The sequence below is a fragment of the Streptacidiphilus carbonis genome, assembly GCF_000787775.1.
Lineage (GTDB): Bacteria > Actinomycetota > Actinomycetes > Streptomycetales > Streptomycetaceae > Streptacidiphilus > Streptacidiphilus carbonis.
Genome location: NZ_BBPM01000007.1, coordinates 171,237 through 196,438, shown reverse-complemented (window position 1 = coordinate 196,438; position 25,202 = coordinate 171,237). Strand labels below are relative to the sequence as shown.

Genomic DNA, 25,202 nt, shown 5'->3' with positions numbered 1-25,202 from the left:
GGTGACTGGATGTGCGGGGGCGCTAGCCCTTGGTGCCGCCGGCGGTGAGGCCGGACACCAGGTGCTTCTGTACCAGGTAGAAGACCACTCCGGCGGGAAGGGCGATCAGCACCGCGCTGGCCGCCATGTAGTTCCACTGGGAGTTGTACTGGCTGATGTAGGTCTGGATGCCGACGGCGAGCGTGTACTTGTCGGCGGAGAGCATGAAGTGCGAGGCGAAGGCGACCTCGCCCCACGCGGTGAGGAAGGTGTAGAAGGCCGCGACGGACAGTCCCGGCTTGGCCAGCGGGATGATCAGCCGCCAGAAGGTGCCGAACGGCGAGAGGCCGTCGATCCGCCCGGCCTCGTCGATCTCGACCGGGATGGTGTCGAAGTAGCCCTTCAGCAGCCAGGCGCTGTAGGGCACCGCTGTGGTGCAGTAGACCAGGATCAGGCCCTGGTAGGTGTCGAGCAGTCCCAGCGTCGCCATGATCTTGTACAGCGGGACCATCAGCACCGCGACCGGGAACATCTGGGTCAGCAGGAAGGTGTACATCAGCTGGCGGTGCCCCGGGAAGCGCATCCGCGAGACCGCGTAGCCGGCGCTGGCGGAGATCAGCACGCCGACGGCCATCGTGCCCAGGCCCACGATCAGCGAGTTCAACATCCAACTGCCGAAGCCCGTGTGGTTGATGACGAAGTCGTAGTTGGACAGCGTCACCCGGCCGAGGATGCGGCCGGGGTGCAGGTAGTCGTCCTTGCCGGCGCCCAGGGAGATGTAGAGGATCCAGGCCACCGGGAAGGCCGCCACGAAGGCGAAGACCGCGAGCAGGCTGTGCAGCCCCACCGAGGCGAGCCTGCCGCGCTCGCCGCGCAGCAGCGGACGGCGGGCGGCCCTGGCCGGGACGGCCTCGACGGTCCGGTCGGCGGTGGTGAGGGTGGACATCGGGTCTGCTCCTGCGGTGTCGCCGGGTTCGGGGAGGACGCTGGTACTCATGCCGCCGCCCCGTTCCTGGCCACCCAGCGGCGGTAGAAGCCGGTGAAGACCACCAGGATGGAGAGGCAGATCACGCCCACCGCGGCCGATCCCGCGTAGTCCTGCGGCATCTGACCGAAGAACAACTGGTAGGCGTAGGTGACCAGGATCTGCACGCTGTCGTCGCCTCCGGATCCGAAGAGCAGGTAGATGACATTGAACTGGTTGAAGGTCCAGATGATGCCGAGCAGCATCACGGTGCTGCTCACCGGGCGGAGCCCGGGCAGGGTCACCTGGGTGAAGCGCTGCCACGGCGTGGCGCCGTCCATCTCGGCGGCCTCGTAGAGCTCGTTGGGGATGGACTGCAGCCCGCCCAGGAAGGACAGCATCATGAAGGGGAAGCCGACCCAGGTGTTGACCAGGATCGCGGCGACCTTCATCGCCAGCGGGTCGCTGAGCCAGCTGGGCTGGGGCAGGTGCAGCAGGCCGAGCAGCCCGTCGACGGCGCCGCCGTCGCTGAGCAGCAGCCGCCAGGAGAAGACGGTGACGAAGGTCGGCACGGCCCACGGCAGGACCAGCAGCATCCGGTAGACGGCGCGGCCGCGGATCCTGCGGTTCAGCAGCACGGCCAGGCCCAGGCCGGTGCCGACGGTGAGCACCACGCAGACCGCGGTCCAGACGATGGTCCACACGAAGTGCGGCACCAGCTGGTTGTCCGGCCCTGTGATCAGGTCGACGTAGTTCTTGAAGCCGACCCAGCTGTAGGTGTCGGGGATGTGGTTGACCCCGATGGTGCGGCCGACGTTCAGGGAGTTGGCGTTGGTGAAGGTCAGCAGCACACCCTGCACCAGCGGGTAGCCGACCAGCGCGGCGAGGACCAGGACGACCGGGGCGCACATCACCCAGGCGTACCAGTGCTGGTCGTACGAGCGCCGCAGCCGGGCGATCAGCCCCGGCCGGGGTTCGCGGTCGCGGCGCTCCTTGCGGGCTCTGCCCTGGACGGCGACGGTCATCGGTCTGACACCTCTTCGGATCTGCGGCTTTCCGGTACGGCTGCGGTGGGACGGCCGCAGTGGGACGGCCGCTGCTCGTACGGCGATGGGGAACGTCAGGCGGCCCGGCGGGCCGGTCCCGGATCGAGGACCGGCCCGCCGGGCTGCGGGTCACTGGGTCGCGAAGGAGGGGACCAGCTTCTTGAGCGCGACCGAGGCGTTGTTCAGACCCGTCTGCGTGCTCTCCCGACCGGCCAGGATCTTCAGCAGCTCGTCGTTGAACGGGGTGTACATCGAGCTGTACTCGGGCACCGCGGGGCGCGGCACGCCGGCGGACAGGATCGACTGGAAGGCGGCGATCGCCGGGTTGGCGGTGACCGCGGCGGTGTACGCGTCACTGCGGGTGGGCAGGGTCGCGTTCTTGGTCGCGATGGTGGCCTGCGAGGCGGCCGAGGTCATGAACGCGATGAACTTCTCGGAGGCGGCCTGGTGCGCGGCGTCGGAGCCGGCGTAGGCGACCAGGTTGTGGCCGCCGACCGGGGCTCCGGCCTTGCCTGCGGAGCCGGCCGGGACCTGCGCGACGCCGAGGTTGGCCTTGTCGCTGTAGGCCGAGCCCTTGTAGACGTTGGTGGTCTCCCACGGGCCCTGGATGATCATGGCGATCTTGCCGCTGCCGAACTTGTCCATCATGGTCGCGTAGGCGTTGGCGGTGGTGTCCAGCTTGGTCACGCCCGGGCTGGCCAGCAGGCTCTTGATGGTGTCGACGCCCTTGACGGCGGCCGCGGAGTTGATGGTGATCTTCTGCGCGGAGGCGTCGATCATGTCGGTGCCCTCCCCGTAGAGGAACGGCATCGCGTAGTAGGAGGCGGCGTTGAACTCGAAGCCGTCGACGCCGTCCTTCTGCTTGATCAGCGCGGCGTCGGCCTTGAGCTCGTCCCAGGTGGTGGGGGCCTTGGTGATGCCGGCCTTGGTGAAGAGCTGCTTGTTGTACATCAGGCCGAGGGTGTCGGTGACCAGCGGAACGCCGTACTGGTGGCCGTTGTAGCCGGCCTGGGTGACGAGCTGCTTCTCGAAGGAGGCGCTGTCCGCGGTCGCCGGGGTGCCGTCCAGCGGAACCAGGTAGCCGGCCTTGGCGAAGCCCGAGGTCCAGCCGACGTCCGAGCGCAGCACGTCCGGCGCGCCCTTGCTGCCCGCCGCGGTCTGGAACTTGGTCTGGGCGTCGGCGAAGGGGACGTTGACGTACTTGACCGTGATGGTGGGGTTGGCCTTCTCGAAGTCCGAGACCAGGGCCTTGTAGGTGGGGGCCTCATTGGTCGCGTCCGAGGTGTCCCACCAGGTGATGGTGACCGGGCTGTCCGCCTTGGCGCCAGAACCACTGCTTCCGCTGCCACTACTCCCGCAAGCGCTTGCAGAAACCGCTATCGCTGCCGCCAGAACGGCCGCCGCAATGCCACGACGCATTGTGAACTCCTTGAGGTGGGATGCCCGAGTGGGTGGGTCGGCACCTGCGAAGGGACCGCCCCGAGCCGACGCACCGTTGCTGCCGTCGGGCTTGGGGAGGAACGTAACAGCGACGGGTCAGGCATGGAAAGACCTTGCAGCAACTTTCTGAAAGGCTGGGTGATCGTTACATCCGTGTGTCCTGGTCGTTGCCGCTCGGCCTGTTGACCGTGTCGGGCGGGGGCCGCCGCCGCTTGACAGGGATCCGCCCGCGCCATGGGATGAGAGGACATGCCCGCGGGACATCCCCAGGGGGCATGGGTCCTGGTCAGAGTCGCTCAGGTCGCTCAGGAGGCGAAGGTGGCGTACTACCGCAGCGCGGGCACGATCCCCCCGAAGAGGCACACCCAGCACCGGGACGGGGAGACCGGCCGGCTCTACTTCGAGGAGCTGATGGGCGAGGAGGGCTTCTTCTCCGACTCGTCCCTGCTCTACCACCGGCACCTGCCGTCCGCGATGGTGGACAGCCGGGTCTGGCAGCTCCCCGAGGACAAGCCCGAGCCCAACCACCCGCTCAAGCCCTACCACTTCAGGCTGCACGACCTCTTCCCCGGCGAGAGCTGGCGGCAGGCGGACCCGGTCCGCGACCGCAGGACGGTGCTCGGCAACGCGGACGTCCGGATCGCCTACGTCGCCGCCGGACTGCCCTCCCCGCTCTACCGCAACGGCACCGGCGACGAGTGCGTGTACGTGGAGTCCGGCGCCGGCGTGCTGGAGAGCGTCTTCGGCAGCATCGAGGTCGGCGAGGGCGACTACGTCATCGTGCCCAGGGCCACCACCCACCGCTGGCTGCCCACCGGGGACGCCCCGCTGCGGCTCTACGCGATCGAGTCCAACAGCCACATCACCCCGGCCCGGCGCTACCTGTCCAAGTTCGGGCAGCTGCTGGAGCACGCGCCGTTCTGCGAGCGCGACCTGCGCGGACCGGTCGGGCCGCTGCTGGCCGAGGACGGCGGTGGTGATGTGGACGTCTACGTGAAGCACCGGGCCGGCGGCTCGATCGGCGGCACCGTGCTGACCGTGCCCACCCACCCCTTCGACGTGGTCGGCTGGGACGGCTGCCTCTACCCTTACGCCTTCAACATCAGCGACTTCGAGCCGATCACCGGCCGGGTGCACCAGCCGCCGCCGGCCCACCAGGTCTTCGAGGGCAACGGGTTCGTGATCTGCAACTTCGTCCCGCGCAAGGTGGACTACCACCCGCTGTCGATCCCGGTCCCGTACTACCACTCCAATGTCGACAGCGACGAGGTGATGTTCTACTGCGGCGGCGACTACGAGGCCCGCAGGGGGTCCGGCATCGGTCAGGGCTCGGTCTCGCTGCACCCCGGCGGGCACACCCACGGCCCGCAGCCCGGCGCCTACGAGCGCAGCATCGGCGCCGAGTTCTTCGACGAGCTCGCGGTGATGGTGGACACCTTCCGCCCGCTGGACCTCGCCGAGGGCGGCCGGGCCAGCGACGACGGCCGCTACGCCTGGAGCTGGAGCGGGCGCGGGCCGGCCGACACGGACAGCCGGCGTTCGGACGGCACGGGTGACGCACCGTGAGTTGTTGGGTTCCGGTGCCCGAGGGTTCCGACTTCACCCTGGAGAACCTGCCGTACGGGGTGTTCGAACCCCGGCGGGGCGGAGGCGGGCACGGCCCGCGGGTCGGCGTCGCCATCGGCGACCAGGTGCTCGACCTGGCCGCGATGTGGGCCGGCACCCCGCTGGGCGCGGACCTGGCGACCGGCTCGCTGAACCGCTTCCTCCGCCGCGGGCCGCGGGAGTGGGCCTATGTCCGCGCCGAGGTCCGGCGGATGCTGGAGACCGACGAACGCCGGCTGTTCTGCGAGCGGAACCTGTACCGGTTGGACGAGGTGGCGCTGCGGCTGCCGATCGAGGTCGCCGACTACGTCGACTTCTACGCCTCCGAAGCGCACGCCGCCAATCTGGGGCGGATCTTCCGCCCGGAGACCCCGGAGCCGCTGCTGCCCAACTGGAAGCACCTGCCGGTCGGTTACCACGGGCGGGCCGGCACGGTGGTGCCTTCCGGCACCCCGGTGCGGCGGCCCGCCGGGCAGCGGGCGGCCGGGGACTTCGGCCCGACCCTCAGGCTGGACATCGAGGCCGAGGTCGGCTTCGTCGTCGGCGCGCCGTCCGCGCTGGGCGAGCCGGTGTCCACCGGGGCGTTCGCCGAGCATGTCTTCGGCGTGGTCCTGGTCAACGACTGGAGCGCGAGGGATCTGCAGCGGTGGGAGTACCAGCCGTTGGGGCCGTTCCTGGGCAAGTCCTTCGCGACGTCGGTGTCGCCGTGGGTGGTGCCGCTGGCTGCACTGGAGGCGGCGAGGGTGCCGGTGCCGGTACAGGAGCCGGAGCCGCTGGCCTACTTGGCGGAGAAGGAGTCCTGGGGTCTTGACCTGCGACTGGAGGTCTCGCTGAACGGGGAGGTGGTCTCCCGGCCACCGTACCGGGACACCTACTGGTCCCCCGCGCAGATGCTGGCGCACACCACGGTCAACGGTGCCTCGCTGCGGACCGGGGATCTCTACGCCTCAGGCACCGTGTCCGGGCGGGAGCCGGACCAGTTCGGGTCGTTGATCGAGCTGAGCTGGAACGGGGAGTGGCCGCTGCGGCTTGCGGATGGAAGCGAGCGCACGTTCTTGCAGGACGGCGATACCGTGACGATCCGGGCGAGTGCACCGGGGGTTGGCGGCGGGCGGATCGGGTTCGGGGAGGTCAGCGGGACAGTTGTGGGGTAGGCGGGGGGTTCTGACGGGTTTTCGGCTGCGGGTTGTGCCGGGTTGGCCGCGCAGGCAGTTGAATCAGCACGGCCTCGCGCCCCTACCAAGTGCAACTGAGCCAGTCGCACCACCTCTGGGGCGTCGAACGTCCGTCCCGTACGTGACCCTCGGCGCGTACGGGACGGCGCGACCAGCGAGATGGCCGGGGACCTGTCAGGTGGTCCGGAGCCACACCGCCGTATCGGGGGGCAGGTGTCCGCCCGGGGTGGGGCCGCTGGCCAGGACGACTTCCGCGGCGGCGGGTCCGGGCAGCGGGACGTCGGTGTCGGAGAGGTTGACCAGGCAGGCGAAGCCGGGGCCGCGCCGGAACGCGAGCACCCGTGAGCCGAGCGCGGTGCCGTCCGGTCCCTCGGCCAGCCACTCCATCGGGCCGTCGCCCAGCGCCGGCTCGTCGCGGCGGATCCGCAGAGCCTGCCGGTAGAGCGTCAGCATCGAGGCCGGGTCGCCGTCCTGGGCCTCGGCGCTGAGCTCCGCCCAGGCGGCCGGCTGCGGCAGCCAGGGTTCGGCGGTAGCCGTCTGCGGGCTGAAGCCGTACGGGGGCACCAGTCCGGACCAGGGGATCGGCACCCGGCAGCCGTCACGGCCGGGGTCCGTTCCGCCGGTGCGGTGGTACATCGGGTCCTCGATCCGGTCCGGCGGGATGTCCTCCACCTCGGGCAGCGCCAGCTCCTCGCCCTGGTAGAGGTAGACCGAGCCGGGCAGCGCCAGCGAGAGCAGCGCTGCGGCGCGCGCCCGCCGGGTGCCCAGCCGCAGGTCCGTGGGGATGCCGTGGGCCTTGTCGGCGAAGTCGAAGCCGGTGTCCTCGCGGCCGTAGCGGGTGGCGGTCCTGGTGATGTCGTGGTTGGCCAGCACCCAGGTGGCGGGCGCGCCGACCGGGGCGTGCACCGACAGCGTGGTGGTGATGGTGTCCCGCAGCTCGACCGCGTCCCAGGGACAGGCCAGGAAGCCGAAGTTGAAGGCGGTGTGCAGCTCGTCCGGCCGCAGGTAGCGGGCGAAGCGGACCGGGTCGGGCAGCCAGACCTCGCCGATCAGGGCCCGCTGCTGCGGGTAGGAGTCGGCGATGGCGCGCCAGGAGCGGTAGATGTCGTGCAGCTGCTCCCGGTCGATGTAGGGGTGCGGCTCGTCCGGGGCGTGCGGCGCGTCGTAGTCGTAGTCGGGCAGGTCCGGGTCCTTGACCAGTTCGGCCGCCGAGTCGATGCGGACCCCGGCGGCGCCGCGGTCGAACCAGAACCGCAGCACGTCCTCGTGCTCGCGCCGGATCTCCGGGTGGTCCCAGTTGAGGTCGGGCTGCTCGGGGGCGAAGCGGTGCAGGTACCACTCCCCCGGGGTGCCGTCCGGCTCGGTGACCCGGGTCCAGGCCGGCCCGCCGAACTGGGACCGCCAGTTGTTGGGCGCCAGTTCGCCGTGCTCGCCGCGGCCGGGACGGAACCAGAAGCGGGCCCGTTCGGGGGATCCGGGCGGCGCCGCCAGTGCCTGCCGGAACCAGGTGTGCTGGTCCGAGACATGGTTGGGGACGATGTCGACGATGGTGCGGATACCCAGGTCCAGGGCCTCCGCGATCAGCTTCTCGGCCTCGGCGAGGGTGCCGAAGGCCGGGTCGATCTCGCGGTAGTCGGCGACGTCGTAGCCGCCGTCCGCGAACGGCGAGGCGTACCAGGGGGTGAACCAGAGTGCGTCGACACCGAGGTCGGAGAGGTAGGGCAGCCGTGAGCGTACGCCGGCGAGGTCGCCGACTCCGTCGCCGCCCGCGTCGGCGAAACTGCGTACGTACACCTGGTAGATCGCGGCGCCGCGCCACCACTGGGGCTCGTGCACGGTAGGGGTCTCCATCTGTCGGGGACGAGGCCGGTCCGGGGAGGGACTGGTCCGGGTCGGGGGCGCGGCTCTGCGGGAGGGTGTGTCCGCGGGCGGTCTGTCGGGGTGTCAGCCCTTGAGGCTGCCTGCGGTCAGGCCGGCCATGATGTTGCGCTGGAAGAAGAGGAAGAACAGGATCGTGGGCACCGCCGAGATGGCCGAGGCCGCGATGAGCACGTTCTGCGGTACGCCCTGGGAGAGCGAGTAGATGCCGGCGTTCAGGGTCTGCCTGGTCGGGGACGGCTCGGCCAGCAGCGGCCAGAGGAAGTCCTTCCATACTGCGACCAGGGCGAAGATCGACACCACCGAGATGATCGGCCGGGACATCGGCAGCACCAGCGACCAGAGGATCCGGATGGATCCCGCCCCATCGATCGAAGCCGCGTCCAGCAGTTCCTGCGGGATCGAGTCGAAGAACCGCTTCAGCAGGAAGATGTTGAAGGCGTTGGCCACCGAGGGCAGCCAGATCGCCCAGGGCGTGTTCAGCAGGTTGACGTGCAGCACCGGCAGGTCGATGACGGTGAGGTACTGCGGCACGATCAGCACCATGGCCGGGATCATCAGGGTGGCCAGCATCGCCCCGAGCACCGCGTTGCCGAGTACCGGGCGCAGCTTGGAGAAGGCGTACGCCGCGCTGATGTCGAAGACCAGTTGGAAGAACAGCGCGCCGAAGGCGTAGACCAGGGTGTTCATCAGCAGTTTGGCCAGGTTGAGCTGGGTCCAGGCGGTGCTGTACGTGCCCGGGGTGATCTTGTGCGGGAACAGCGTGGGCGGGCTCTGGATCGCCTCGGCGGTGGACTTCAGGCCGCCGGTGACCATCATGTAGAGCGGTCCGATGAAGACCAGGGTGAACAGCAGCAGGGTCAGCACCAGCACGGTCCAGTAGACGAACCGTCCGCGCGGGCGGTTCAGCTGGACCCGGGAGATCAGGGTTCGGGTGGACGTGTCGGTTGCGACAGCCATGGCTGACCTCACTGTTCCGCTCGGCGGCTGATCCACCGGTAGATGACGGCGAACACGACGAGCACCAGGAGCAGCAGCAGCCCCAGGGCGGACGCGGCGCCGTAGTTGCTGAAGTTGAAGGCGTACTGGTAGACGAGGTAGACGATGGTGGTGGTGGAGTTGTCGACCCCCTGACCGCCGTTGGTGAGCACGAACGGCTCGACGAAGACCTGCATGGTGGCCACGATCTGCAGCATCAGCAGCATGCTGAGGATCATCCGGGTCTGCGGGATCGTCACATGCCAGACCCGGCGCAGGATGCCGGCCCCGTCGATCTCCGCGGCCTCGTACAGCTCGCCGGGGATGCCCTGCAGCGCGGCCAGGTAGATCAGTGTGGCGCTGCCCATGTTCATCCAGGTGGAGGCGATCACCACGGCGATCATGGAGGTGTTGGGCGACTGCAGCCACTGCAGGGTGGGCAGTCCGACCGCGTGCAGGATGTGGTCGAACAGGCCGTATTCGGGGTTGTAGAAGTACTGGAACAGCACCAGCGAGGCCACCGGCGGCAGCATCACCGGCAGGTAGACCACGATCCGCAGGTAGGCGCTGGCGTGCCGGAACTCGTTGAGCACGATCGCGACGAGGAACGGGACCAGGTAGCCGAGCAGCAGTGCCAGCAGGGTGAAGTAGAGCGTGTTCCTCCAGGCCTGCCCGAAGCTGGGGTCGTTCCAGATCTGGTTGAAGTTGTGCATGCCGACCCAGCGGGTGCGGCCGAGCTTCTGCTTCTGGAAGCTCATGATGAACTCCCGGACCATGGGGTACCAGGAGAAGAGGCCGAAGCAGAGCAGCGCTCCGACCAGGAATCCGTAGGCGCTGACGTTGCGCCGCAGCTCCCGGACGAAGCCGTCCTGCCTCCGCGGGTTCCGCCGGGACCCGGGCCCCGGTTCGGTCGTGCTCTCCAGTACGGCGATCGCCGCCATCGGGGCTCCTGACAATGCCTGGACGGGGACGGTGGCGGGGCGGCCGGGACAGCGGCCGCCCCGCTCGTGCCTCCGAATCCGTCGGGTTCGGACCGGTCGCTGCTACTTGTTCGCGAGGACCTGGTTGACCTGGGTCTCCGCGGTCTTCAGCAGCTGCTGGAGGTTGGCGTTGGGGTTGGTCAGCGTGGACGCCATGGCGGTGTCCAGCACCTTGTAGATGTCCTGGGCGTTGCCGGGCTCCAGGTCGCCGGGCACGGCGGCCTGGATGAACGGCGAGAAGTTGGTGACCGGCATGGTCGCATTGGCGGCCTTGAGCGTGTTGTCCGCCTGCAGCGAGGCGCCCTGGTAGAACTCGGGCTCGGGCAGGCCGACGGCCTGGTTGGTGCTCTTGGCCCGGGCGTAGTTGAACTGGCCCTGACCCATGGTCAGCTTGAGGAAGTTGACCAGGGCGACGCCGGCCTTGATCTGGTCCGGGGTGTCCTTGACGTTGAACATGTAGTCGTCGCCGCCGGCCAGGGTGCCCTTGGCGGGGCCGTCGGTGCCGGGGATCGGGCCCATGCCGTAGTCGGAGTACTTGGCGTTGAGCTGCTGCACCATGTAGGTGATGTCGTCCGGCGCCGCCACGTACATCCCGAGCTTGCCGGAGGCCATCTGCTTCTGCAGGTCGCCCCACTTGAACAGCTGGGTGGTGCCCATTGCCTTGTCCTTGAACCGCAGGTCGTGCAGGTTCTGCAGGACGGCGAGGCCCTGGGCGTTGTTGAAGGCGGCGGTCTTGCCGTCGCTGCTGACGACCGGGGCGCCGAGGGCGTCCATCTCGGCCACGAAGTGCCAGCCGCCGTTGTTGCCGGCGCTGTAGTCGCCGTAGCCGCTGACGCCGTTGCCCAGTTTCTGGATGGCGGCGGCGTCGGTGGCCACATCGGCCCAGGTGGTCGGGGGCTTGTCGGGGTTGAGGCCCGCCTGGGTGAACAGGTTGCGGTTGATGATCATGCCCATGGAGTAGTTGCTCCGCGGGATGCCGTAGAGCTTGCCGTCCGACTTCTGGCCGTCCATGACGCCCGGGAGGATGTCGTTCAGGCTGGGCACGGAGGTGGCGTTGACGTACTGCGTGATGTCCGCGGCCTGGCCGGAGTCCAGCACCTGCTGCTTGTCGGTGAAGTACGTGTAGAAGACGTTGGGCTCGGTGTGGCCGGCCAGAGCGGCGGTGAACAGCGCCGGGGTCTCGCACGGGAAGGTGTCGATGCTCTTCACCGTGACGTCGGGGTTCTGCTTCTGGAACGCGGCGATGTCGTCGATCCACTGCTTGCGGGGGACCGGCTGGCTGGTCGGCGGCTCGCAGTCGATACTGATGGTCACCTTTCCGCCGCCCGAACCCGCGCTGGCGCCGCCGCCGTTGGCAGCGGTCTTGGCGCTGCTGCCACAGGCGGCCGCGGTGAGGCCGACAGTTGCCGCGAGGAGCAGGGCGGCCGTTCTACGGGTGCGAGGACTGGTCAGTCGCTCACTGGTCATTGTGAGGACCCTTCTGGGTGGCGATTCAGAGTGTTGACGCGCTGTGATGCGGGACACTTAACCATCGCGAGCAGATGACCACAATATGTCGACCAAAGATTGCAAGATTTCGACATGGTAACGAGAGGGCATGACAAAGGGGCCGGACGGTGACCGTCCGACCCTTTGACACTGCGCTGCGTGCCGAACGGCAGCGGCGCTGCCCCCCGGGCTGCCCCCGGCCTGCCTGCGGACTACCCCCGGCCGCCCACCGGTCCGGTGGAGCCGCGCACCACCAGCTCCGGCTCGAAGAGCAGCTCGTCATGGGTGACCCTGGCGCCGGCGATCTCGCTGGCCAGCAGGTCGACCGCGGCCCTGCCCATCGCCTCGATGGGCTGCCTGATGGTGGTCAGCGGCGGGTCGGTGCAGGTCATGAAGGAGGAGTCGTCGTAGCCGACGACGGAGATGTCCCCGGGCACGGTGAGACCGGCACGCCGCACCGCGCGCACCGCGCCCAGCGCGATCGGGTCGCTGGCGCAGATGATGCCGGTGACCCCGCGGGCCACCAGCCGTCCGGCCGCGACCTGGCCGCCCTCCAGCGAGAACAGCGCGTGCTCGATGTGCGCGTCGGGCAGCTCGATCCCGGCCCGCTCGGCCGCGGTCCGGGCCGCCGCGAGCTTGCGCCGGGACGGCACGTGGTCCGGGGTGGCCAGCACCAGGCCGATCTTTCGGTGGCCGAGCGACACCAGGTGGCCCATCGCCTGCTCCACGGCCACCGCGTCGTCGCAGGAGACCTGCGGGAAACCGAGACCGTCGATGGCGGCGTTGAGCAGCACCGTCGGCAGTCCGCGCTGGGCCAGCCGCTCGTAGTGCTCGTGCGGGGAGTCCGCCTGGGCGTAGAGCCCGCCGAAGAAGACCACCCCGGAGACGTGCTGCTGCAGCAGCAGTTCGACGTAGTCGGCCTCGGACACCCCGCCCGCCGTCTGGGTGCACAGCACCGGGGTGAACCCCTGCTGCGCCAGCGCTCCGCCGACCACTTCGGCGAAGGCCGGGAAGATCGGGTTCTGCAGCTCCGGCAGCACCAGGCCGACCAGTCGGGAGCGCTCCCCGCGCAGCTGGGTCGGTCGTTCGTACCCGAGCACGTCGAGTGCGGTCAGGACCGCGGTCCTGGTGTTCTCGGAGACGCCGGGCTTGTCATTGAGGACGCGGCTGACCGTCGCCTCGCTGACCCCGACCTTCTTCGCCACTTCAGCAAGTCGTCGTGTCATGGCCGCAAGTGTACGTCATTGGGCGCAAGCTGCTTACTATTTCTTGCAATCCATTGACCAAAACTTATCCGGCCTGCACGGCCTGAGCTGCGCGGGCGGTGGTGCACGCGGCCAGCAAAGGTGCCGACCACGCGGTCACCACTCCGGCGCGCACCCCGACGAAGACGCACCCGCCGGTACTGCCGGAGACGGCTGCCACGACGGTACTGCCCTTCACCCCTCCGGTGACTGCCGACCGCTGCTCCAGTTTTTCCGGGCTCGACCCCCCGAGCCCCCAGGCGACCCCCTGCTCGGTGGTCCCGGGCGCGGCTCCGGCCGCGGACAGCAGCGAGGCCAGGTCCCCCTGGAGCGCCGCGGTGCTGTCGGACTGCTGCGCCAGCCGGTTCGCCAGCGCCTCGCCCTTGCCGAGCGCCATGGTCCGGCCGGCCGGCACCGGCGGGCAGGTGACCGGCTGCTGGGTCGCCCCGGCCGGGCTGCCGGTCCAGCTGTAGTCGTAGCAGTGCCGTACGGTCGTCCGCCGGTGCCCGGTGAGCCTCCCGCCGGCCGCGGTCCCGGTGATCCGCACCGTCAGCTCGACCCGGCCCGCGGCCGAGCCGTACCGTGCGTCCAGCAGTTGGCCGTCGACCCGGCGGGTGGCGCTCGCGTACGCCGCCTCGCCCACCGGTCCCGTTCCGGCTCCGGTTCCGGTTCCGGCGGAGCCCAGTCCCCGCAGGGCCAGCAGCAGCGCACCGGCCCTGTAGTCGGCCTCGGCCTCGGCCCGGGTCCGGCTGTGCGAGGACCCGATCCAGCCGGCGAACTGCCCCACCGCCACCAGCGCCAGCAGGCTGCACAGCAGCAGGACGAAGCCGAGCCCGTACCGCCAGCGGACCCGGCGGCGCGGCAGCCGGCCGTGCGTGCCCGGCTGCGCTGCGAGTCCGGCCACGGCTGTCTCCCACCTCCCCCTCGTCCACCTCTCGTGGACAGACTCCCAGATGTGCCGGTCCGGTGAAGAACTATTGCGACTCCGGTCGAGCAGGTTTGCGGATGAAGGGCGCCGGGACTGCTCGCGGTACGCCATAGGACGGAGTCGTCGGCAGCGTGCGGCGGGGCGTGAGCGGGGTCTTACGCACCAGGCGTTCACCCGGGTCGTGCCGGGTGTCTTACCCCGGTCGTCTAACGTGGTGCAGCCGAACATCCTGCGTTTGACCAAGCCTTGGGGACCTCCGCTCAGTATGTCCGTTCCTTCTGCGGCTCTGACCAGCCGCCGCTTCGTCGTGCTGCGCCGGGATCCCGGGGACGGCCAGGAGCGCCCGTCCCTGCTGCACCGCGGGATCAGCCTGCTCGCGGTGCTGGCCCTGTTCCAGGGCATGGCCGACGCCATCCGCTCGCACGCCCTGACGGACCACTCCGTGCTGGTGCTGCTGCTGGCGCTGTACGCCGCGCTGGTACTGCTGGCCGCGCTGGTGCTGACGGTGCGTCGGCAGCGCGCGCTGGTCCGGGTGGACCTGGCGGTGCTGCTGGCCGGCTTCCTGCGCTTCGCCGCGATGTTCGTCGGCACGGTCGGCTCCCACCAGCGCCCCTACCAGGACGACGAGGGCCCGCTGGTCACCCTGGCGGCCCGGGCCCTGGTCGCCGGCGGCCACGTCTACGGGCGGCACTGGCCGCACTTCGCCCAGCAGTTCGGCGTGGGAACCACTCCGCTGATGAACGGCCGGTTCGCGGACACCTTCAGCTATCCGCCGCTGAGCGCCCTGCTGGCGGCACCCTTCGTCAACACCCTGCCGCACTGGGTACCCGTGCTCAGTCTGTTCGCATTCGCCGGGCTGACCGCCACCGCGCTGTTCATGTTCCGGACCCTGCCGGTGGGGCTGCGCCCCGCCGCCACGCTGATCTGCTTCGGCATGGGCTGGTACCTCTTCTACGTCAGGAACGGCTACCCGGTCTTCCTGGCACTGCCGTTCCTGGCCGTCGCGGTGCACCGGTGGACCCGTACCGGGGCCGGCGGGGTGCTGGGCCGGCCGGGCGTGGTCTCGGCCTGCTGCCTGGGGCTCGCCGCCTCGGCGCACCAGCTCGCCTGGTTCCTGGCGCCGTTCCTGCTGGCCGGGATCCTGCTGGCCCGGCGCGGCGAACTCCCCTGGCGCGGGGCGGTCCTGGTGACCGGGCGCTGGGCGGCCATCGCCCTGGGCGTGTTCCTGCTGGTCAACCTGCCGTTCGTGATCCGGGACGGCACGGCCTGGATCGGCGGGATCACCGGCGTGCTCACCCAGCACGCCACCCCGCAGGGGCTGGGCGCCGTCGACATCAGCTACTACCTCACCTCCGGCACCGGGAACCTGGGCCTCTACTCCGACGCCGCCGCGCTGCTGCTGGCCGCCACCCTGGTCGCACTGCTGTTGTACCCCCGGCGGCTGGCCCCGGCGCTGGCGCTGCTGCCCTGGCCCGCCTTCCTGCTCTCCCCGCGCTCCCCGGAGACCTACTTCGTGCTGCTCGCCCCGCTCTGGCTGACCGCCTTCGCGAGCTGCCCGCAGCCGGACTACCAGCGCCTCCGGCAGTGGCGGCCGCGGCTGCGGCTGCTCACGGACCGCCGGTTCCGGGCGGCCGTGCCGGTACTGCTCGGCCTGCCCGCGCTGCTGTGCCTGCTCGCGGCGGTCGCGTCCCCGGTGCCGCTGAAGGCGTCCGTCTCGACGGTCCGGACGGCGGCTGTCCGCGGCGGCGCGGGAGCGGGAGCGGGCTACGTCACGTCCCTCACCGTGAAGTTGACCAACACCTCCGACTCGGTGCTCACCCCGCAGTTCGCCTTCAGCGACAACGCCTGGACCAGCTTCGACTGGAGGGTGGTCTCGGGCCCGGCCATGCTGGCCCCCCACGCCACCGGCACCTACCGCCTCACCCGCCGCGGCACCGACACCGCCGCCGGCGGCTCCGGCACCACCGGCCGCAGCTATCTGCGGGTCCTCACCGACGACCCGCAGACCCTCACCACCACGCTGATCCCGCCGGGGCGGTGACGGTGCGGTAGTGGGTGGTCAGCCGGCCGGCGTCGTCCAGGACGTGGAATGCGAGCGCGGGCGGCGCGTCGAGGTGGACGTGGTCCTCGGGGTGCGCGCGCTGCTCCCAGGGGAGCCGCAGCGTGGAGACGACCCCGGGTGCCACCAGCAGCGGGCGGCCGGCGAACGCCGTCGCCGCCGGGGTGTGCGCATGTCCGGCCAGGAAGGCGACGACCGCTGCCGGGTGGCGGTCCACCAGGTCGGCCAGCCGCTCCGCCCCGAACTGGCGGATGCCGTCCAGGAACGGGCTGTGCAGCAGCGCCGGCGGATGGTGGAACCCGACCAGTACCGGCACCCCGCTCGGGGTGGCGTCGAGCACGTCCTCCAGCCAGGCCAGGGTCTCCTCTTCGAGGAACCCCTCGTCCTTCCCCGGCACCGAGGAGTCGCAGAGCGCGACGGTGAACCCGGCAGCCCGGTGCACCTGGTTGACCGGTGCCGACGATCGCGGCCGGCCGAGCAGCGACTCCCGGAACGCGGCACGCTCGTCGTGGTTGCCCGGGCAGACCAGCACCGGGTGCCGGGACGCCAGCAGCTCACGGGCCTGCTCGTACTCGGCGGGGAGGCCGTGGTCGGCGATGTCCCCGGTGACCAGGACGGCGTCCAGGTCGTACGGAAGGCCCTCCAGGTACTCCATGACCGCCCGGGCACGCCCGATACTGCGCTGCCCGTCGTCGAGGTCGATGTGGATGTCGCTGAGGTGGGCGATCACGATCACCGCAGGTCCCCTTCCGCCGCGTACAGGATGCCGTCCATCACGGTGACGGCATGTCCGGTCAGGTGGACACGGTCGCCGTGCACGGCCGTGCGGACCAGTCCGGTACGCGCGGAGGCCTGCAGGCCGGTGAGTTCGGCGCGTCCGAGGCGCGCGGACCAGTAAGGGGCGAGCACGGTGTGGGCACTGCCCGTGACCGGATCCTCGGGAATGCCGCTGGCAGGCGCGAAGAAGCGTGACACGAAGTCGTACCCCTGGTCTGCCTCGGCTGCCGGCGCCGTGACGATGACACCGCGCAACCCCTCGCGCCGCGTCAGCACGGCCACGGCCTCGAAGTCGGGAGTCACGGCCCGGACGGCGGCCTCGTCAGGCAGCACGGCCAGCAGGTCGCCGAGCACGCCGGTCCGGAAGGCGGTGGCGTCGGGCCCGACCGCCACCCCGAGCGCCGCGGACAGCCCCTCCGGCACAGGCACTTCCGCATCGGGCGGCGCGGCCGGGAAGTCCAGAGTGATGCCGCCCTCCTCTGCCTCCTCGGCGTGCGTGACCAGAACACCGTGCCAGTTGCTGGTGAACCGCACGGTGCCGAAGATCCCTCTCTCGCTGCGCAGCACGTGGGCCGTGGCCAGGGTGGCATGACCGCACAGCTTGGCCTCGACCAGCGGCGTGAACCACCGAATCGCCCACCGGGCCCCGGCCTCGGCCTTGCCGTCGCCCTCGGCGCCCGCGCCGCTGCCGTCGGCGTCGGCGTCAACGGGAAGCGGGAGCGCGAACGCGGTCTCCGAATGGTTCATCTCGGCCGCGATCCGCTGCATCCAGCCGTCGTTCGGCCACTCCCCGGCCGGCAGGAGGCACACGCCGGCCGGGTTCCCGGCAAACGGACGATCAGTGAAGGCGTCGACAACATGGATACGCATGCCACGACCGTATCGATGCCAATCGGAGCCGCGCCAAGGCCAATTGCCGAAAAGTGGCCCCACCGCCGGTCTGCACGTGGCCGGCCGGCGAGGTGGGCGTCAGAAGGAGCCGAGTGGTACGGCATTGTCCTCGGCTGTGCCCAGGGCCAGTTCGACCACGGAGACCAGGACCTCCTTGGCGGAGTCCCTGACCCGGGCGTCGCACTGCACCAGCGGGATCTCCGGACCGAGGTCGAGCGCGGCGCGGACCTGCTCCAGCGGGTAGGGGCGGGCGCCCTCGAAGCAGTTGACGGCCACCACGAAAGGGATCGAGCGCCGCTCGAAGTAGTCCACCGAGGGGAAGCACTCGTCGAGCCGACGGGTGTCGGCCAGCACCACCGCGCCCAGCGCGCCGACCGCCAACTCGTCCCAGACGAACCAGAACCGGTCCTGCCCGGGGGTACCGAACAAGTAGACCGCCAGGCCCTCGCGGATGTCGATGCGGCCGAAGTCCATGGCGACGGTGGTGGTGGTCTTGGCCTCCACCCCCACCGTCCGGTCCACGGGCCGTCCGACCTCGCTCAGCTGCTCCTCGGTGCGCAGCGGACGGATCTCGCTGACCGCGCCGACCAGCGTCGTCTTGCCCACCCCGAACCCTCCGGCCACCAGGATCTTGAGCGCCGTCGGGGCGGTGACGGCCTCGTTACGCCGTGATATCGGGTCCACGGGCGAGATCCTAGCGGCTTCCTCCCGCGACGCCCCTAGCCTGCGGAGAGTTGGGCGAAGCGGGCCAGGCTCTGGGTGTAGGCGACCGGGGTCACATGCACCGGTCCGGTGTACGGGTGGGTCATGTGCAGCACCAGGTAGATGCCGAAGCCGACCACCGCGCCCACCAGTCCCAGGGCGATCGACTCGCGCAGATGGAAGGTCAGTCCGGCGATCGGCGCATACAGCAGGACCAGCAGCCCGGCGCCGATCAGCGCCGGGTAGAGCGGGGCCGGCAGCGAGGCCTGGGTGTCCGCGAGCCGGATCTGACGGGCGGTGTAGACGCTGGCCAGATCGCTCAACTCCTGTGCCCTGGTCGGGTTCTGCGGCGGCAGCGCCTCGACCTGGGCCCGTACCGCGTCCAGGTCGGTCCAGGTGGCCGGGTCGGCGCCGCCGTGCGACATGGTGGACCATTCGCCGTCGATGACCGAGGTGACGTACCTCGTCAGCAGCGGACGGGTGGTCGTATCGGCGTCCGTGTAGGCGGCATTGAGGGCACGGGACTCGTCGAAGGTGTGCCCGCGGGCGGTGTTGATGTTGGACCAGGAACCCGCGATCAGAAAGGCGGCCACCAGGATGAACGAGGACAGCGAGGCCGAGCCCAGGAAGCTGAGGGCGCCGCCGGAGAAGGTCCCCTCCCGGGACCGCACGGTGCGGCCGAAGGCCGCCAGCACCCCGACCGCGGCCAGGGTGCCGAGAAGGACGAAGAGAATGAATCCGAGGATCAACGGTGCCTCCCGACAGCGTGGTTGATGAAGCTGGCGCCGGCCGCGATCAGCGCCGGCAGGGTGACCGCGACCAGGATGAACGCCGCCTCCGGCGACCCGTTGGTGGCCGGGGCCGCGGTGTCGGTGATGATCCGCGGCGGCGCGGTCGTGGTGTGCACCTGGGCGTGCGGTGTGGGGGTGGGCAGCACCGCCAGCGGGTGCGGCGGCGGGGTCGGGCGCGGGCTCGGCTGCGGGGTCGGCGGCGGAGTCGGACGGTGCACCGCGACGGGCGCCGGGTGGTGCACCGGACGCGGCGCGGGATGCGGCGTCGGAGTCGGCGGCGGAGTGGGCGGCGTCGGAGTGGGCGGTGTCGGCTTGGGCGGCGGGCTGCAGTGCGGAAACGGCGGGAAGGACGGGAAGCTCGGGAACGAGGTCGGCGGCGGACCGCCGACCGGCGGCTTCGGCGGCGCGGGCACGGGTGGTGGCGGGGGGACGGTGCAAGGCCAGTGGTGGTGGTGGGACGGAGCCATGCGCAAGGATTGCCCGGCGGCGCCGCGCACCACAGGCAGATCCGGCAAACCCACCCATGAGGATGAATACCTCTCAAACATCTGATTCAGCTGGGGTGGTGGCGACCTGATCCGGGGACTCGACGTCAAACGAGTGAATCGACCGTTCGGGATCGAACCGTGCGGAGACTTGGGTTCCGGGGCCATCCCACGGCCCCGGTCCAGCACTTCGGCATCCCAGGAGTCCCCATGCCAGCCTTCTTTCGACGACCCGGCCTCGCTTCCGTCCCCAACGCCCGTGCCGCAGTGGGCCGCAGGACGGTCCTCGGCACCGGCGCGGCTGCCGCGCTGCTCGGCGCGGCCGGCTTCGCTCCAGCACCGTCCGAACAGGGAACCGTAGTTGACCCCGCGTCATATCCCGGCGGAGCCGATCCCGAGGTCAGCCGGGACCTGGCCCGCAAGCTGCTGCTGGTCGGCGACCACGGGGAGGACCTCAAGCTGGAGTACCTGAGGATCCTCATCGACGGGCAACTGCCGCCGCGTTCGCCGCGCAAGAAGGTGCTGGTGGTCGGCGCGGGCGTGGCCGGTCTCACGGTCGCCGGGCTGCTGAAGCGGGCCGGGCACGAGGTCGTGGTGATCGAGGCCAACGGCAACCGGGTGGGCGGCCGGGTCAAGACCTTCCGCGGCGTCTTCACCGACCCGGCCCTGCACGCCGAGGCCGGGGCCATGCGGCTGCCCGACTTCCACCCGCTGGTGCTGGCCCTGGCGGACCGGCTGAAGCTGAAGCGGCGGCTGTTCTACAACGCCGACGTCGCCCCGGGCGCCGAAGCGTCCGGCAGCACCCCGCCGGTGGTCTACCAGTCCTTCACCGGCACCCAGTGGCGCAACGGTCCGGCCGTGCCCGGCTTCACCGCGCCGAAGGCCACCAACCGCACCCTGATCCGGGTCAACGGCAGCACCACCACCCGGTCCCACTACGCGGGCGCCCCGGCCGCGGTGAACGCCTCCTTCGGCGTGAGCAGCACGCAGACCACCACCGAGGCGGTCAACCAGGTCCTGGCGCCGGTCACCGTCCCCGGCGGCCCGATCGCCGACCAGATCGTCGCCTGGTCCAAGCTGCTGCAGAAGTACGACGGCTACTCCACACACCGCTTCCTGGTGGAGGAGGCCGGCTGGTCCCTCGACCGGATCCAGGCCGCGGGCACCCTGGAGAACCTCACCTCGCGGCTGCACTACTCGCTGATCCCCACCCTGATGGACCACGCCGCCATCTCCCCCACCGGCCGCTACTGGGAGCTCACCGGCGGCACCGCCACCCTCACCGACGCCCTGGCCGAGCCGCTGCGCAACGACCTGCGGATGGGCCGGCGGATGACCCGGCTGGTCCAGACGGCCACCGGGGTGCGGGTGGAGACCACCGCCGAGACCGGGTCGGAGGACTCCTTCACCGGTCGGCCGGTGGCCCCGGTCGAGACCTTCGAGGGCGACTACGCGATCGTCACCATCCCGTTCAGCGCCCTGCGGTTCTGCCAGGTCGAACCGCTGATGTCCTACCCCAAGCGGCGCGCCGTCAACGAGCTGCACTACGACTCGGCGACCAAGGTGCTGCTGGAGTTCAAGACCCGCTTCTGGGAGCGGGGGGCCGGCGGCTTCACCGGCGGCGGGTGCGTCTCCGACAGCACCAGCCGCTTCAGCTACTTCCCCTCGCACGCCCCCGACGGCTCCCGGGGCGGCGTGGTCCTGGCCGCGTACACCTGGTCGGACGACGCGATGCGGTGGGACTCGCTGACCGACGGGGAGCGGTACGCGTTCGCGCTGAACGATCTGGAGCAGCTCTTCGGCCCGGTGGTGCGCCGGGAGTTCACCGGGACCGGTGCGACCCAGTCCTGGGCCCGCGCCCGCTACGCCCTCGGGGAGGCGGTCGTCTTCACCCCCGGCCAACTGCACGAACTGCACGCCGCAGGCCGCACGGTCGAGGGGCGGGTCCATTTCGCCGGCGAGCACACCAGTCTGAAGCCCGCGTGGATCGAGGGGGCGCTCGAATCCGCGGTCCGTACCTTCCTTGAGGTGCACGGCCGTCCGTAGCCGCGGTCGAGCTGTCAGGTGCGGACCGTAGGCGGCTTGTCGCGCACCCCTACGGTCCGCAGCCGGAGAACCGCCGCTACAGCGCCCGCAGCCCCTGGATCACCTCGCGGAGCACACTCACGTCCGGCAGCAACGCCGTAGGCACCGGGCGGCTCACTCGGATCAGCTCTGCGTCCAGCAGGTCGCCCAGCAGGATGCGGACCACGCCCAGCGGCAGGTCCGTCTCCGCGGCGATCTCCGCCACCGACAGCGGCTGGGACCGGACCAGCTCCAGGATCTGCTGGTGCTCGGGGTCATCCGCGCCCTCCGCCTCGTCCGGGTCCGGCAGGCCGGTCCGGTCGGCGGCGACGACCTGGGCGATCACGTCGAACGCCGCGCCCTCCGCGTGCCGGGTGCGGCCCCGGGTCAGCGTGTACGGACGGACCAGCTGCGACAGTTCGGCGTCGTCGTCCCAGGGCTCGTCGTCGCCCAGGGAGCCGTCCGGCCCGGACCCGTCCCGCAGCGACCCGTCCCGCAGGCAGCCGTCGTCCTCGTGGCCGCCGTCCTGGTGGGGGGCGCCGTCCGGGTCGACGACCTCCTCCTCCGTTGCTCCGTCGTGCTCCCAGGAGCTGTCGCCCCTGGCACCGCGTCCTCGACCGCCGAGGTCCCCCGTCTCCGGCACGACGCCGCTCACCGCCCCGTGGGCAGGCCCGCCCGGGGCTCGCTGCCCAGGTGCTCGCCCACCCGCTTGACCAGCAGTGCCATCTCGTAGGCGACCAGCCCCACGTCCGCCTCGGCCTCGCTCAGCACCGCCATGCAGCTGCCGTCCCCGGCGGCGGTGACGAAGAGGAAGGCGTGGTCCAGCTCGATCATGGTCTGCCGGACGCCTCCCGCCTGGAAGTGCCGGCTCGCCCCCTTGGCCAGGCTGTGGAAGCCGGACGCCACCGCGGCCAGGTGCTCCGCGTCCTCGCGGGTCAGCCCGGAGGAGGCGCCGGTGGCCAGCCCGTCGCTGGAGAGCACGACCGCGTGGCGGACCTCGGGAACGCGGCGGACCAGATCGTCGAGCAGCCAGTTCAGATCGCCACTGCTCGTGGTCGGTACGGTCATCGGGAGGGTCCTTCCGCTGAGGGTTCGGATGATGCGCCCGCGCGGGCGGTGTGCGGATCGGTCGGCCGCGCCCGGCCCTGGTCGGCGCGGTCGGAAGGGTCGCTGTTGTCGGAACGGTCGCTGCGGTCGGCGGGCTCGGCGCCGGCCCGGCCGCGGCCCCGGCTGAGGCCGCGCTGGAACGAGGCGAAGGTGGCCCGTACCTCCTCGGGCGAGCGCTCCCGCGCCGGGGGCAGCTCCGGCCCGGAGCGCCCCGACGACTCGGCGTGCTCGGCGTCGGACTCCTGGGCGGCCACCCGCAGCTGCGGGGCCAGGCTGGCCTGGCGCACCCGTCGCGGCAGCAGCGGCGCCGGATCGTGCACCGGCGCGGGCGCCTCCCGCAGCGGCGCCTCCCGCGGCGGGACCTCGTGCACCGTCGCCTCGCGCGGAGCGGCGTCCCGCGCGGCCAGATAGCTGTCGGCACGGCTGGACGCGGAGCGCCGCTTGGGCAGCGCCGCCGGCCCCTGCTGCTGCTCCCGCTCCTCCTCCGCGCCGTTCCCGGCCCCCGCGCCGTTCCCGGCCGCGCCCGGGAACGGGGCCGCATGGCGCGGCCCGGTCCTGCGCCCGGAGTCGGACCTGGCGCCGGCCGGCAGCTCCTTGCGGGTCCGCGACCGGCTGACCAGCAGCGGGTACTCGCCGGTGCGGCTCATGGCGTCCTGCGTGTCCGTATCGCCGGCCTCTCCCGCCGGGGTGTCGCCGCCCCGCGAGGGCACCTCGGTGATCAGCTCGCGCGGCAGCAGCACCACCGCCGTCGTGCCCCCGTACGGGGAGCGCCGCAGCGACACCTGCACGCCGTGACGGGCACTCAGCCGGCTGATGACGAACAGTCCGAGCCGGTCGGTGTCGGTCAGGTCGAAGTCGCCGCCGGTGGCGAGCCGGTCGTTGGCCGCCGCCATCGCCTCCTCGCCCATGCCCAGGCCGCGGTCGTCGATCTCCAGTACGAAGCCGTTGGCGACCTCCTCGCCCTGGATCCTGACCTGGGTGTGCGGCGGGGAGAACACCGCGGCGTTCTCGACCAGTTCGGCGATCATGTGCACGATGTCGGAGACCGCACCGCCGACGACGGCGACCTGCGGCATCCGGTGCACCCGCACCCTGGCGTAGTCCTCGACCTCGCCGACCGCGGCCCGGACCACGTCCAGGATCCGCACCGGGCGGCGCCAGTTACGGCCGGGCGCGGAGCCGGAGAGGATGATCAGGCCCTCGGCGTGGCGGCGCATCCGGGTGGTGAGGTGGTCCAGCCGGAACAGGTCCTCCAACTCGTCCGGGTCCTCGGCGCGGCGCTCCATCTCGTCCAGCAGGGTCAGCTGCCGGTGCAGCAGGGCCTGGCTGCGCCTGGCCAGGTTGACGAAGACCGCCGCGACCCCGCGGCGCAGGTCGGCCTGTTCGACGGCGGCCTCGACCGCGGCCCGCTGCACCGCGTTGAAGGCCCGGCCGACCTGGGCGATCTCGTCGTTGCCGCTGGGCCGCACGGTCACCTGCGGGACCTCGGCCACCAGGTCGACCCGGTCGCCGGCGCGCAGTCTGCGCATCACCTCGGGCAGCCGCACCCCGGCCAGGTCGAAGGCGTCGTCCCGCAGTCCGACCAGTTCACGGACCAGGCCGCGGCCGATCCGCAGCGACAGCACCAGGGTGAGCACCACCGCCAGCAGCCCGACCACCCCGGCCGCGACGCCCCGCCAGATCACGCCCATGGCGTAGGACCTGGCCCGGTCGCCGGTCATCGAGGCCGACCGGGTGTCCAGCTGGGCGAGCTGGCTGAGGGCGCTGTCGAAGGTCGAGACCCAGGCGGCGGCGTCGATCTCCTTGGGCGCCTGCTGGGCGTCCAGGGTGCTCACCGCGCCCTCGAGGCTGGTGACCCGGGAGTAGACCTCGCCGGTGGTGAAGTTCTGGAACAGCCGCTGCTCCTGGTCCGGGAGCTGCGGCTGGTGCACCTGGAACAGCAGCCGCTCGCCGTCGCTGACGGTGAGGAACTGCTGGAACTCGCTGGAGCTGAAGTACCCGGTGGCCCGCGCCCCGTACATCAGCGCGTCCTCCTCGGAGAGGTACTCGCGGGCGCGCACCAGCTCGATCAGGTTCCCGGCCTCCCGGGTCAGGTCGCCGGCCTGGAGGTCGCTCATCTGCAGCCGCAGATTGAAGAAGGGTTCCTGGGCGTCGGTGTACCAGAAGAAGGTCTCGTCCCAGACCTCCTTGTGCCCGGTCACCTGGGCGCGCTCGGTCGGCAGCCCGGCGATCTGGGTCTCGATGCCCTGCAGCGCCAGCTTCTGGGCGCCCGTCAGGTCTCCGCGCCGCCCGTTGTCGTCGGCGTGCGCCTGGAACACGGTGACCAGCTGGTCGGTGGCGGCCTCCGCCTTCTGCAGCGCGGTGCGGTCGCCCTTGCCCGGAGCGGCGGCGACATAGGCGACGGCCGCCCGGCGTTCGTCCTGCAGGGCCCGGGAGAGGTCGTCGGCGGGCGTGCCGAACCAGCGGTAGTCCGAGCCGGCCTGGATCAGGCCCCACACCTGGTCGACGCTGGTGGCCGTGGTCCAGGTCCAGAGGCCGGTCAGCGAGACCAGCGGTACCAGGAGCAGCGCGACTATCTTCGCGCGGACCGACCTGCTGCGAATGCGCATGGGCTCCTCCGG

General features: G+C 71.0%; 21 protein-coding genes. 4 read left to right on the top strand and 17 right to left on the bottom strand.

All coding sequences use genetic code 11. From position 1 onward, the window contains the following. Positions 1–22: 22 nt before the first annotated feature. The 3 genes from TR46_RS08200 to TR46_RS08190 all read right to left on the bottom strand — a co-directional run bounded on the left by TR46_RS08200 (position 23) and on the right by TR46_RS08190 (position 3,408). A complete protein-coding gene (locus TR46_RS08200) occupies positions 23–925 on the bottom strand; it encodes a sugar ABC transporter permease (RefSeq protein WP_042396067.1) in 903 nt (300 codons plus the stop codon). A gap of 47 nt (positions 926–972) precedes the next feature. Beyond that, on the bottom strand, positions 973–1,968 hold the full coding sequence (locus TR46_RS08195; RefSeq protein WP_042396065.1) for a carbohydrate ABC transporter permease: 996 nt from the start codon (positions 1,966–1,968) through the stop codon (positions 973–975). A 150-nt stretch (positions 1,969–2,118) separates the two neighbouring features. Beyond that, positions 2,119–3,408, bottom strand: a complete 1,290-nt coding sequence (locus TR46_RS08190) for an extracellular solute-binding protein (RefSeq protein WP_042396064.1) — start codon at positions 3,406–3,408, stop codon at positions 2,119–2,121. 339 nt (positions 3,409–3,747) lie between these two features. On the opposite strand from TR46_RS08190, the gene TR46_RS08185 reads away from it, so the two are divergent. Beyond that, on the top strand, positions 3,748–4,995 hold the full coding sequence (locus TR46_RS08185; RefSeq protein ID WP_042396062.1) for a homogentisate 1,2-dioxygenase: 1,248 nt from the start codon (positions 3,748–3,750) through the stop codon (positions 4,993–4,995). Positions 4,996–5,009: 14 nt separating this feature from the next. Continuing rightward, positions 5,010–6,188 carry a fumarylacetoacetase gene (gene fahA / locus TR46_RS08180; RefSeq protein ID WP_269084247.1) on the top strand — a complete coding sequence of 393 codons (1,179 nt, stop codon included), beginning with the start codon at positions 5,010–5,012 and terminating at the stop codon, positions 6,186–6,188. Between the two features lie 195 nt (positions 6,189–6,383). Here the strand turns inward: fahA and TR46_RS08175 are convergent, their stop codons facing one another. The 6 genes from TR46_RS08175 to TR46_RS08150 form a co-directional block, all read right to left on the bottom strand. Then, a complete protein-coding gene (locus TR46_RS08175; RefSeq protein WP_042396059.1) occupies positions 6,384–8,060 on the bottom strand; it encodes a glycoside hydrolase family 13 protein in 1,677 nt (558 codons plus the stop codon). 93 nt (positions 8,061–8,153) lie between these two features. Next, on the bottom strand, positions 8,154–9,047 hold the full coding sequence (locus tag TR46_RS08170; protein ID WP_042396056.1) for a carbohydrate ABC transporter permease: 894 nt from the start codon (positions 9,045–9,047) through the stop codon (positions 8,154–8,156). A gap of 8 nt (positions 9,048–9,055) precedes the next feature. Beyond that, on the bottom strand, positions 9,056–10,006 hold the full coding sequence (locus TR46_RS08165; RefSeq protein WP_052432619.1) for a carbohydrate ABC transporter permease: 951 nt from the start codon (positions 10,004–10,006) through the stop codon (positions 9,056–9,058). Positions 10,007–10,108: 102 nt separating this feature from the next. Further along, positions 10,109–11,512: an extracellular solute-binding protein gene (locus tag TR46_RS08160; protein WP_042396053.1), complete on the bottom strand. Its 1,404-nt coding sequence runs from the start codon at positions 11,510–11,512 to the stop codon at positions 10,109–10,111. Between the two features lie 233 nt (positions 11,513–11,745). Further along, the gene (locus TR46_RS08155; RefSeq protein WP_042396050.1) at positions 11,746–12,759 is read right to left on the bottom strand and encodes a LacI family DNA-binding transcriptional regulator; all 1,014 of its coding nucleotides are present in this window, start codon (positions 12,757–12,759) and stop codon (positions 11,746–11,748) included. Between the two features lie 64 nt (positions 12,760–12,823). Next, complete coding sequence (locus TR46_RS08150; RefSeq protein ID WP_042396047.1) at positions 12,824–13,681, bottom strand: hypothetical protein; 858 nt, start codon at positions 13,679–13,681, stop codon at positions 12,824–12,826. A 289-nt stretch (positions 13,682–13,970) separates the two neighbouring features. Here TR46_RS08150 and TR46_RS42145 point away from each other — a divergent pair, with 289 nt between their 5' ends. Continuing rightward, the gene (locus TR46_RS42145) at positions 13,971–15,746 is read left to right on the top strand and encodes a glycosyltransferase family protein (protein ID WP_052432618.1); all 1,776 of its coding nucleotides are present in this window, start codon (positions 13,971–13,973) and stop codon (positions 15,744–15,746) included. Here the strand turns inward: TR46_RS42145 and TR46_RS08140 are convergent. The 5 genes from TR46_RS08140 to TR46_RS43605 form a co-directional block, all read right to left on the bottom strand. Beyond that, positions 15,715–16,500 (bottom strand): metallophosphoesterase, encoded by a 786-nt coding sequence (locus TR46_RS08140; protein ID WP_042396044.1) that lies wholly within the window; start codon positions 16,498–16,500, stop codon positions 15,715–15,717. The genes TR46_RS42145 and TR46_RS08140 overlap by 32 nt on opposite strands. Then, positions 16,497–17,411 (bottom strand): PhzF family phenazine biosynthesis protein, encoded by a 915-nt coding sequence (locus tag TR46_RS08135; RefSeq protein ID WP_042396042.1) that lies wholly within the window; start codon positions 17,409–17,411, stop codon positions 16,497–16,499. The genes TR46_RS08140 and TR46_RS08135 overlap by 4 nt, the downstream gene beginning before the upstream one ends. Before the next feature lie 99 nt (positions 17,412–17,510). Next, positions 17,511–18,116 (bottom strand): GTP-binding protein, encoded by a 606-nt coding sequence (locus TR46_RS08130; protein WP_042396041.1) that lies wholly within the window; start codon positions 18,114–18,116, stop codon positions 17,511–17,513. Between the two features lie 35 nt (positions 18,117–18,151). Beyond that, positions 18,152–18,883, bottom strand: coding sequence for a bestrophin-like domain (locus TR46_RS08125; RefSeq protein WP_042396039.1), 732 nt, complete (start codon positions 18,881–18,883; stop codon positions 18,152–18,154). After that, a complete protein-coding gene (locus TR46_RS43605) occupies positions 18,880–19,143 on the bottom strand; it encodes a hypothetical protein (protein WP_161790100.1) in 264 nt (87 codons plus the stop codon). Before TR46_RS43605 ends, TR46_RS08125 begins: the two co-directional genes overlap by 4 nt. A gap of 477 nt (positions 19,144–19,620) precedes the next feature. Here TR46_RS43605 and TR46_RS08115 point away from each other — a divergent pair, with 477 nt between their 5' ends. Further along, entirely contained in the window at positions 19,621–21,456 is a 1,836-nt protein-coding gene (locus TR46_RS08115; protein ID WP_042396034.1) for a flavin monoamine oxidase family protein, read from the top strand. Between the two features lie 76 nt (positions 21,457–21,532). Here TR46_RS08115 and TR46_RS08110 read toward each other — a convergent pair whose 3' ends face one another. Genes TR46_RS08110 through TR46_RS08100 form a run of 3 tightly spaced genes read right to left on the bottom strand, consistent with a single transcriptional unit; the run spans position 21,533 to position 25,190 of the window. After that, a complete protein-coding gene (locus TR46_RS08110; protein WP_369405980.1) occupies positions 21,533–22,117 on the bottom strand; it encodes a DUF742 domain-containing protein in 585 nt (194 codons plus the stop codon). An 8-nt stretch (positions 22,118–22,125) separates the two neighbouring features. Further along, on the bottom strand, positions 22,126–22,542 hold the full coding sequence (locus TR46_RS08105) for a roadblock/LC7 domain-containing protein (protein ID WP_042396031.1): 417 nt from the start codon (positions 22,540–22,542) through the stop codon (positions 22,126–22,128). Next, positions 22,539–25,190 carry a sensor histidine kinase gene (locus tag TR46_RS08100; RefSeq protein ID WP_052432617.1) on the bottom strand — a complete coding sequence of 884 codons (2,652 nt, stop codon included), beginning with the start codon at positions 25,188–25,190 and terminating at the stop codon, positions 22,539–22,541. The genes TR46_RS08105 and TR46_RS08100 overlap by 4 nt, the downstream gene beginning before the upstream one ends. Between the last annotated feature and the right edge of the window lie 12 nt (positions 25,191–25,202).

Bases quoted from the DNA above. Each gene is read 5' to 3' on its own strand.
- TR46_RS08200 (WP_042396067.1), bottom strand. From the start codon at position 925: ATGTCCACCCTCACCACCGCCGACCGGACCGTCGAGGCCGTCCCGGCC.
- TR46_RS08195 (WP_042396065.1), bottom strand. From the start codon at position 1,968: ATGACCGTCGCCGTCCAGGGCAGAGCCCGCAAGGAGCGCCGCGACCGC.
- TR46_RS08190 (WP_042396064.1), bottom strand. From the start codon at position 3,408: ATGCGTCGTGGCATTGCGGCGGCCGTTCTGGCGGCAGCGATAGCGGTT.
- TR46_RS08175 (WP_042396059.1), bottom strand. From the start codon at position 8,060: ATGGAGACCCCTACCGTGCACGAGCCCCAGTGGTGGCGCGGCGCCGCG.
- TR46_RS08170 (WP_042396056.1), bottom strand. From the start codon at position 9,047: ATGGCTGTCGCAACCGACACGTCCACCCGAACCCTGATCTCCCGGGTC.
- TR46_RS08165 (WP_052432619.1), bottom strand. From the start codon at position 10,006: ATGGCGGCGATCGCCGTACTGGAGAGCACGACCGAACCGGGGCCCGGG.
- TR46_RS08160 (WP_042396053.1), bottom strand. From the start codon at position 11,512: ATGACCAGTGAGCGACTGACCAGTCCTCGCACCCGTAGAACGGCCGCC.
- TR46_RS08155 (WP_042396050.1), bottom strand. From the start codon at position 12,759: ATGACACGACGACTTGCTGAAGTGGCGAAGAAGGTCGGGGTCAGCGAG.
- TR46_RS42145 (WP_052432618.1), top strand. From the start codon at position 13,971: ATGTCCGTTCCTTCTGCGGCTCTGACCAGCCGCCGCTTCGTCGTGCTG.
- TR46_RS08135 (WP_042396042.1), bottom strand. From the start codon at position 17,411: ATGCGTATCCATGTTGTCGACGCCTTCACTGATCGTCCGTTTGCCGGG.
- TR46_RS08115 (WP_042396034.1), top strand. From the start codon at position 19,621: ATGCCAGCCTTCTTTCGACGACCCGGCCTCGCTTCCGTCCCCAACGCC.
- TR46_RS08105 (WP_042396031.1), bottom strand. From the start codon at position 22,542: ATGACCGTACCGACCACGAGCAGTGGCGATCTGAACTGGCTGCTCGAC.
- TR46_RS08100 (WP_052432617.1), bottom strand. From the start codon at position 25,190: ATGCGCATTCGCAGCAGGTCGGTCCGCGCGAAGATAGTCGCGCTGCTC.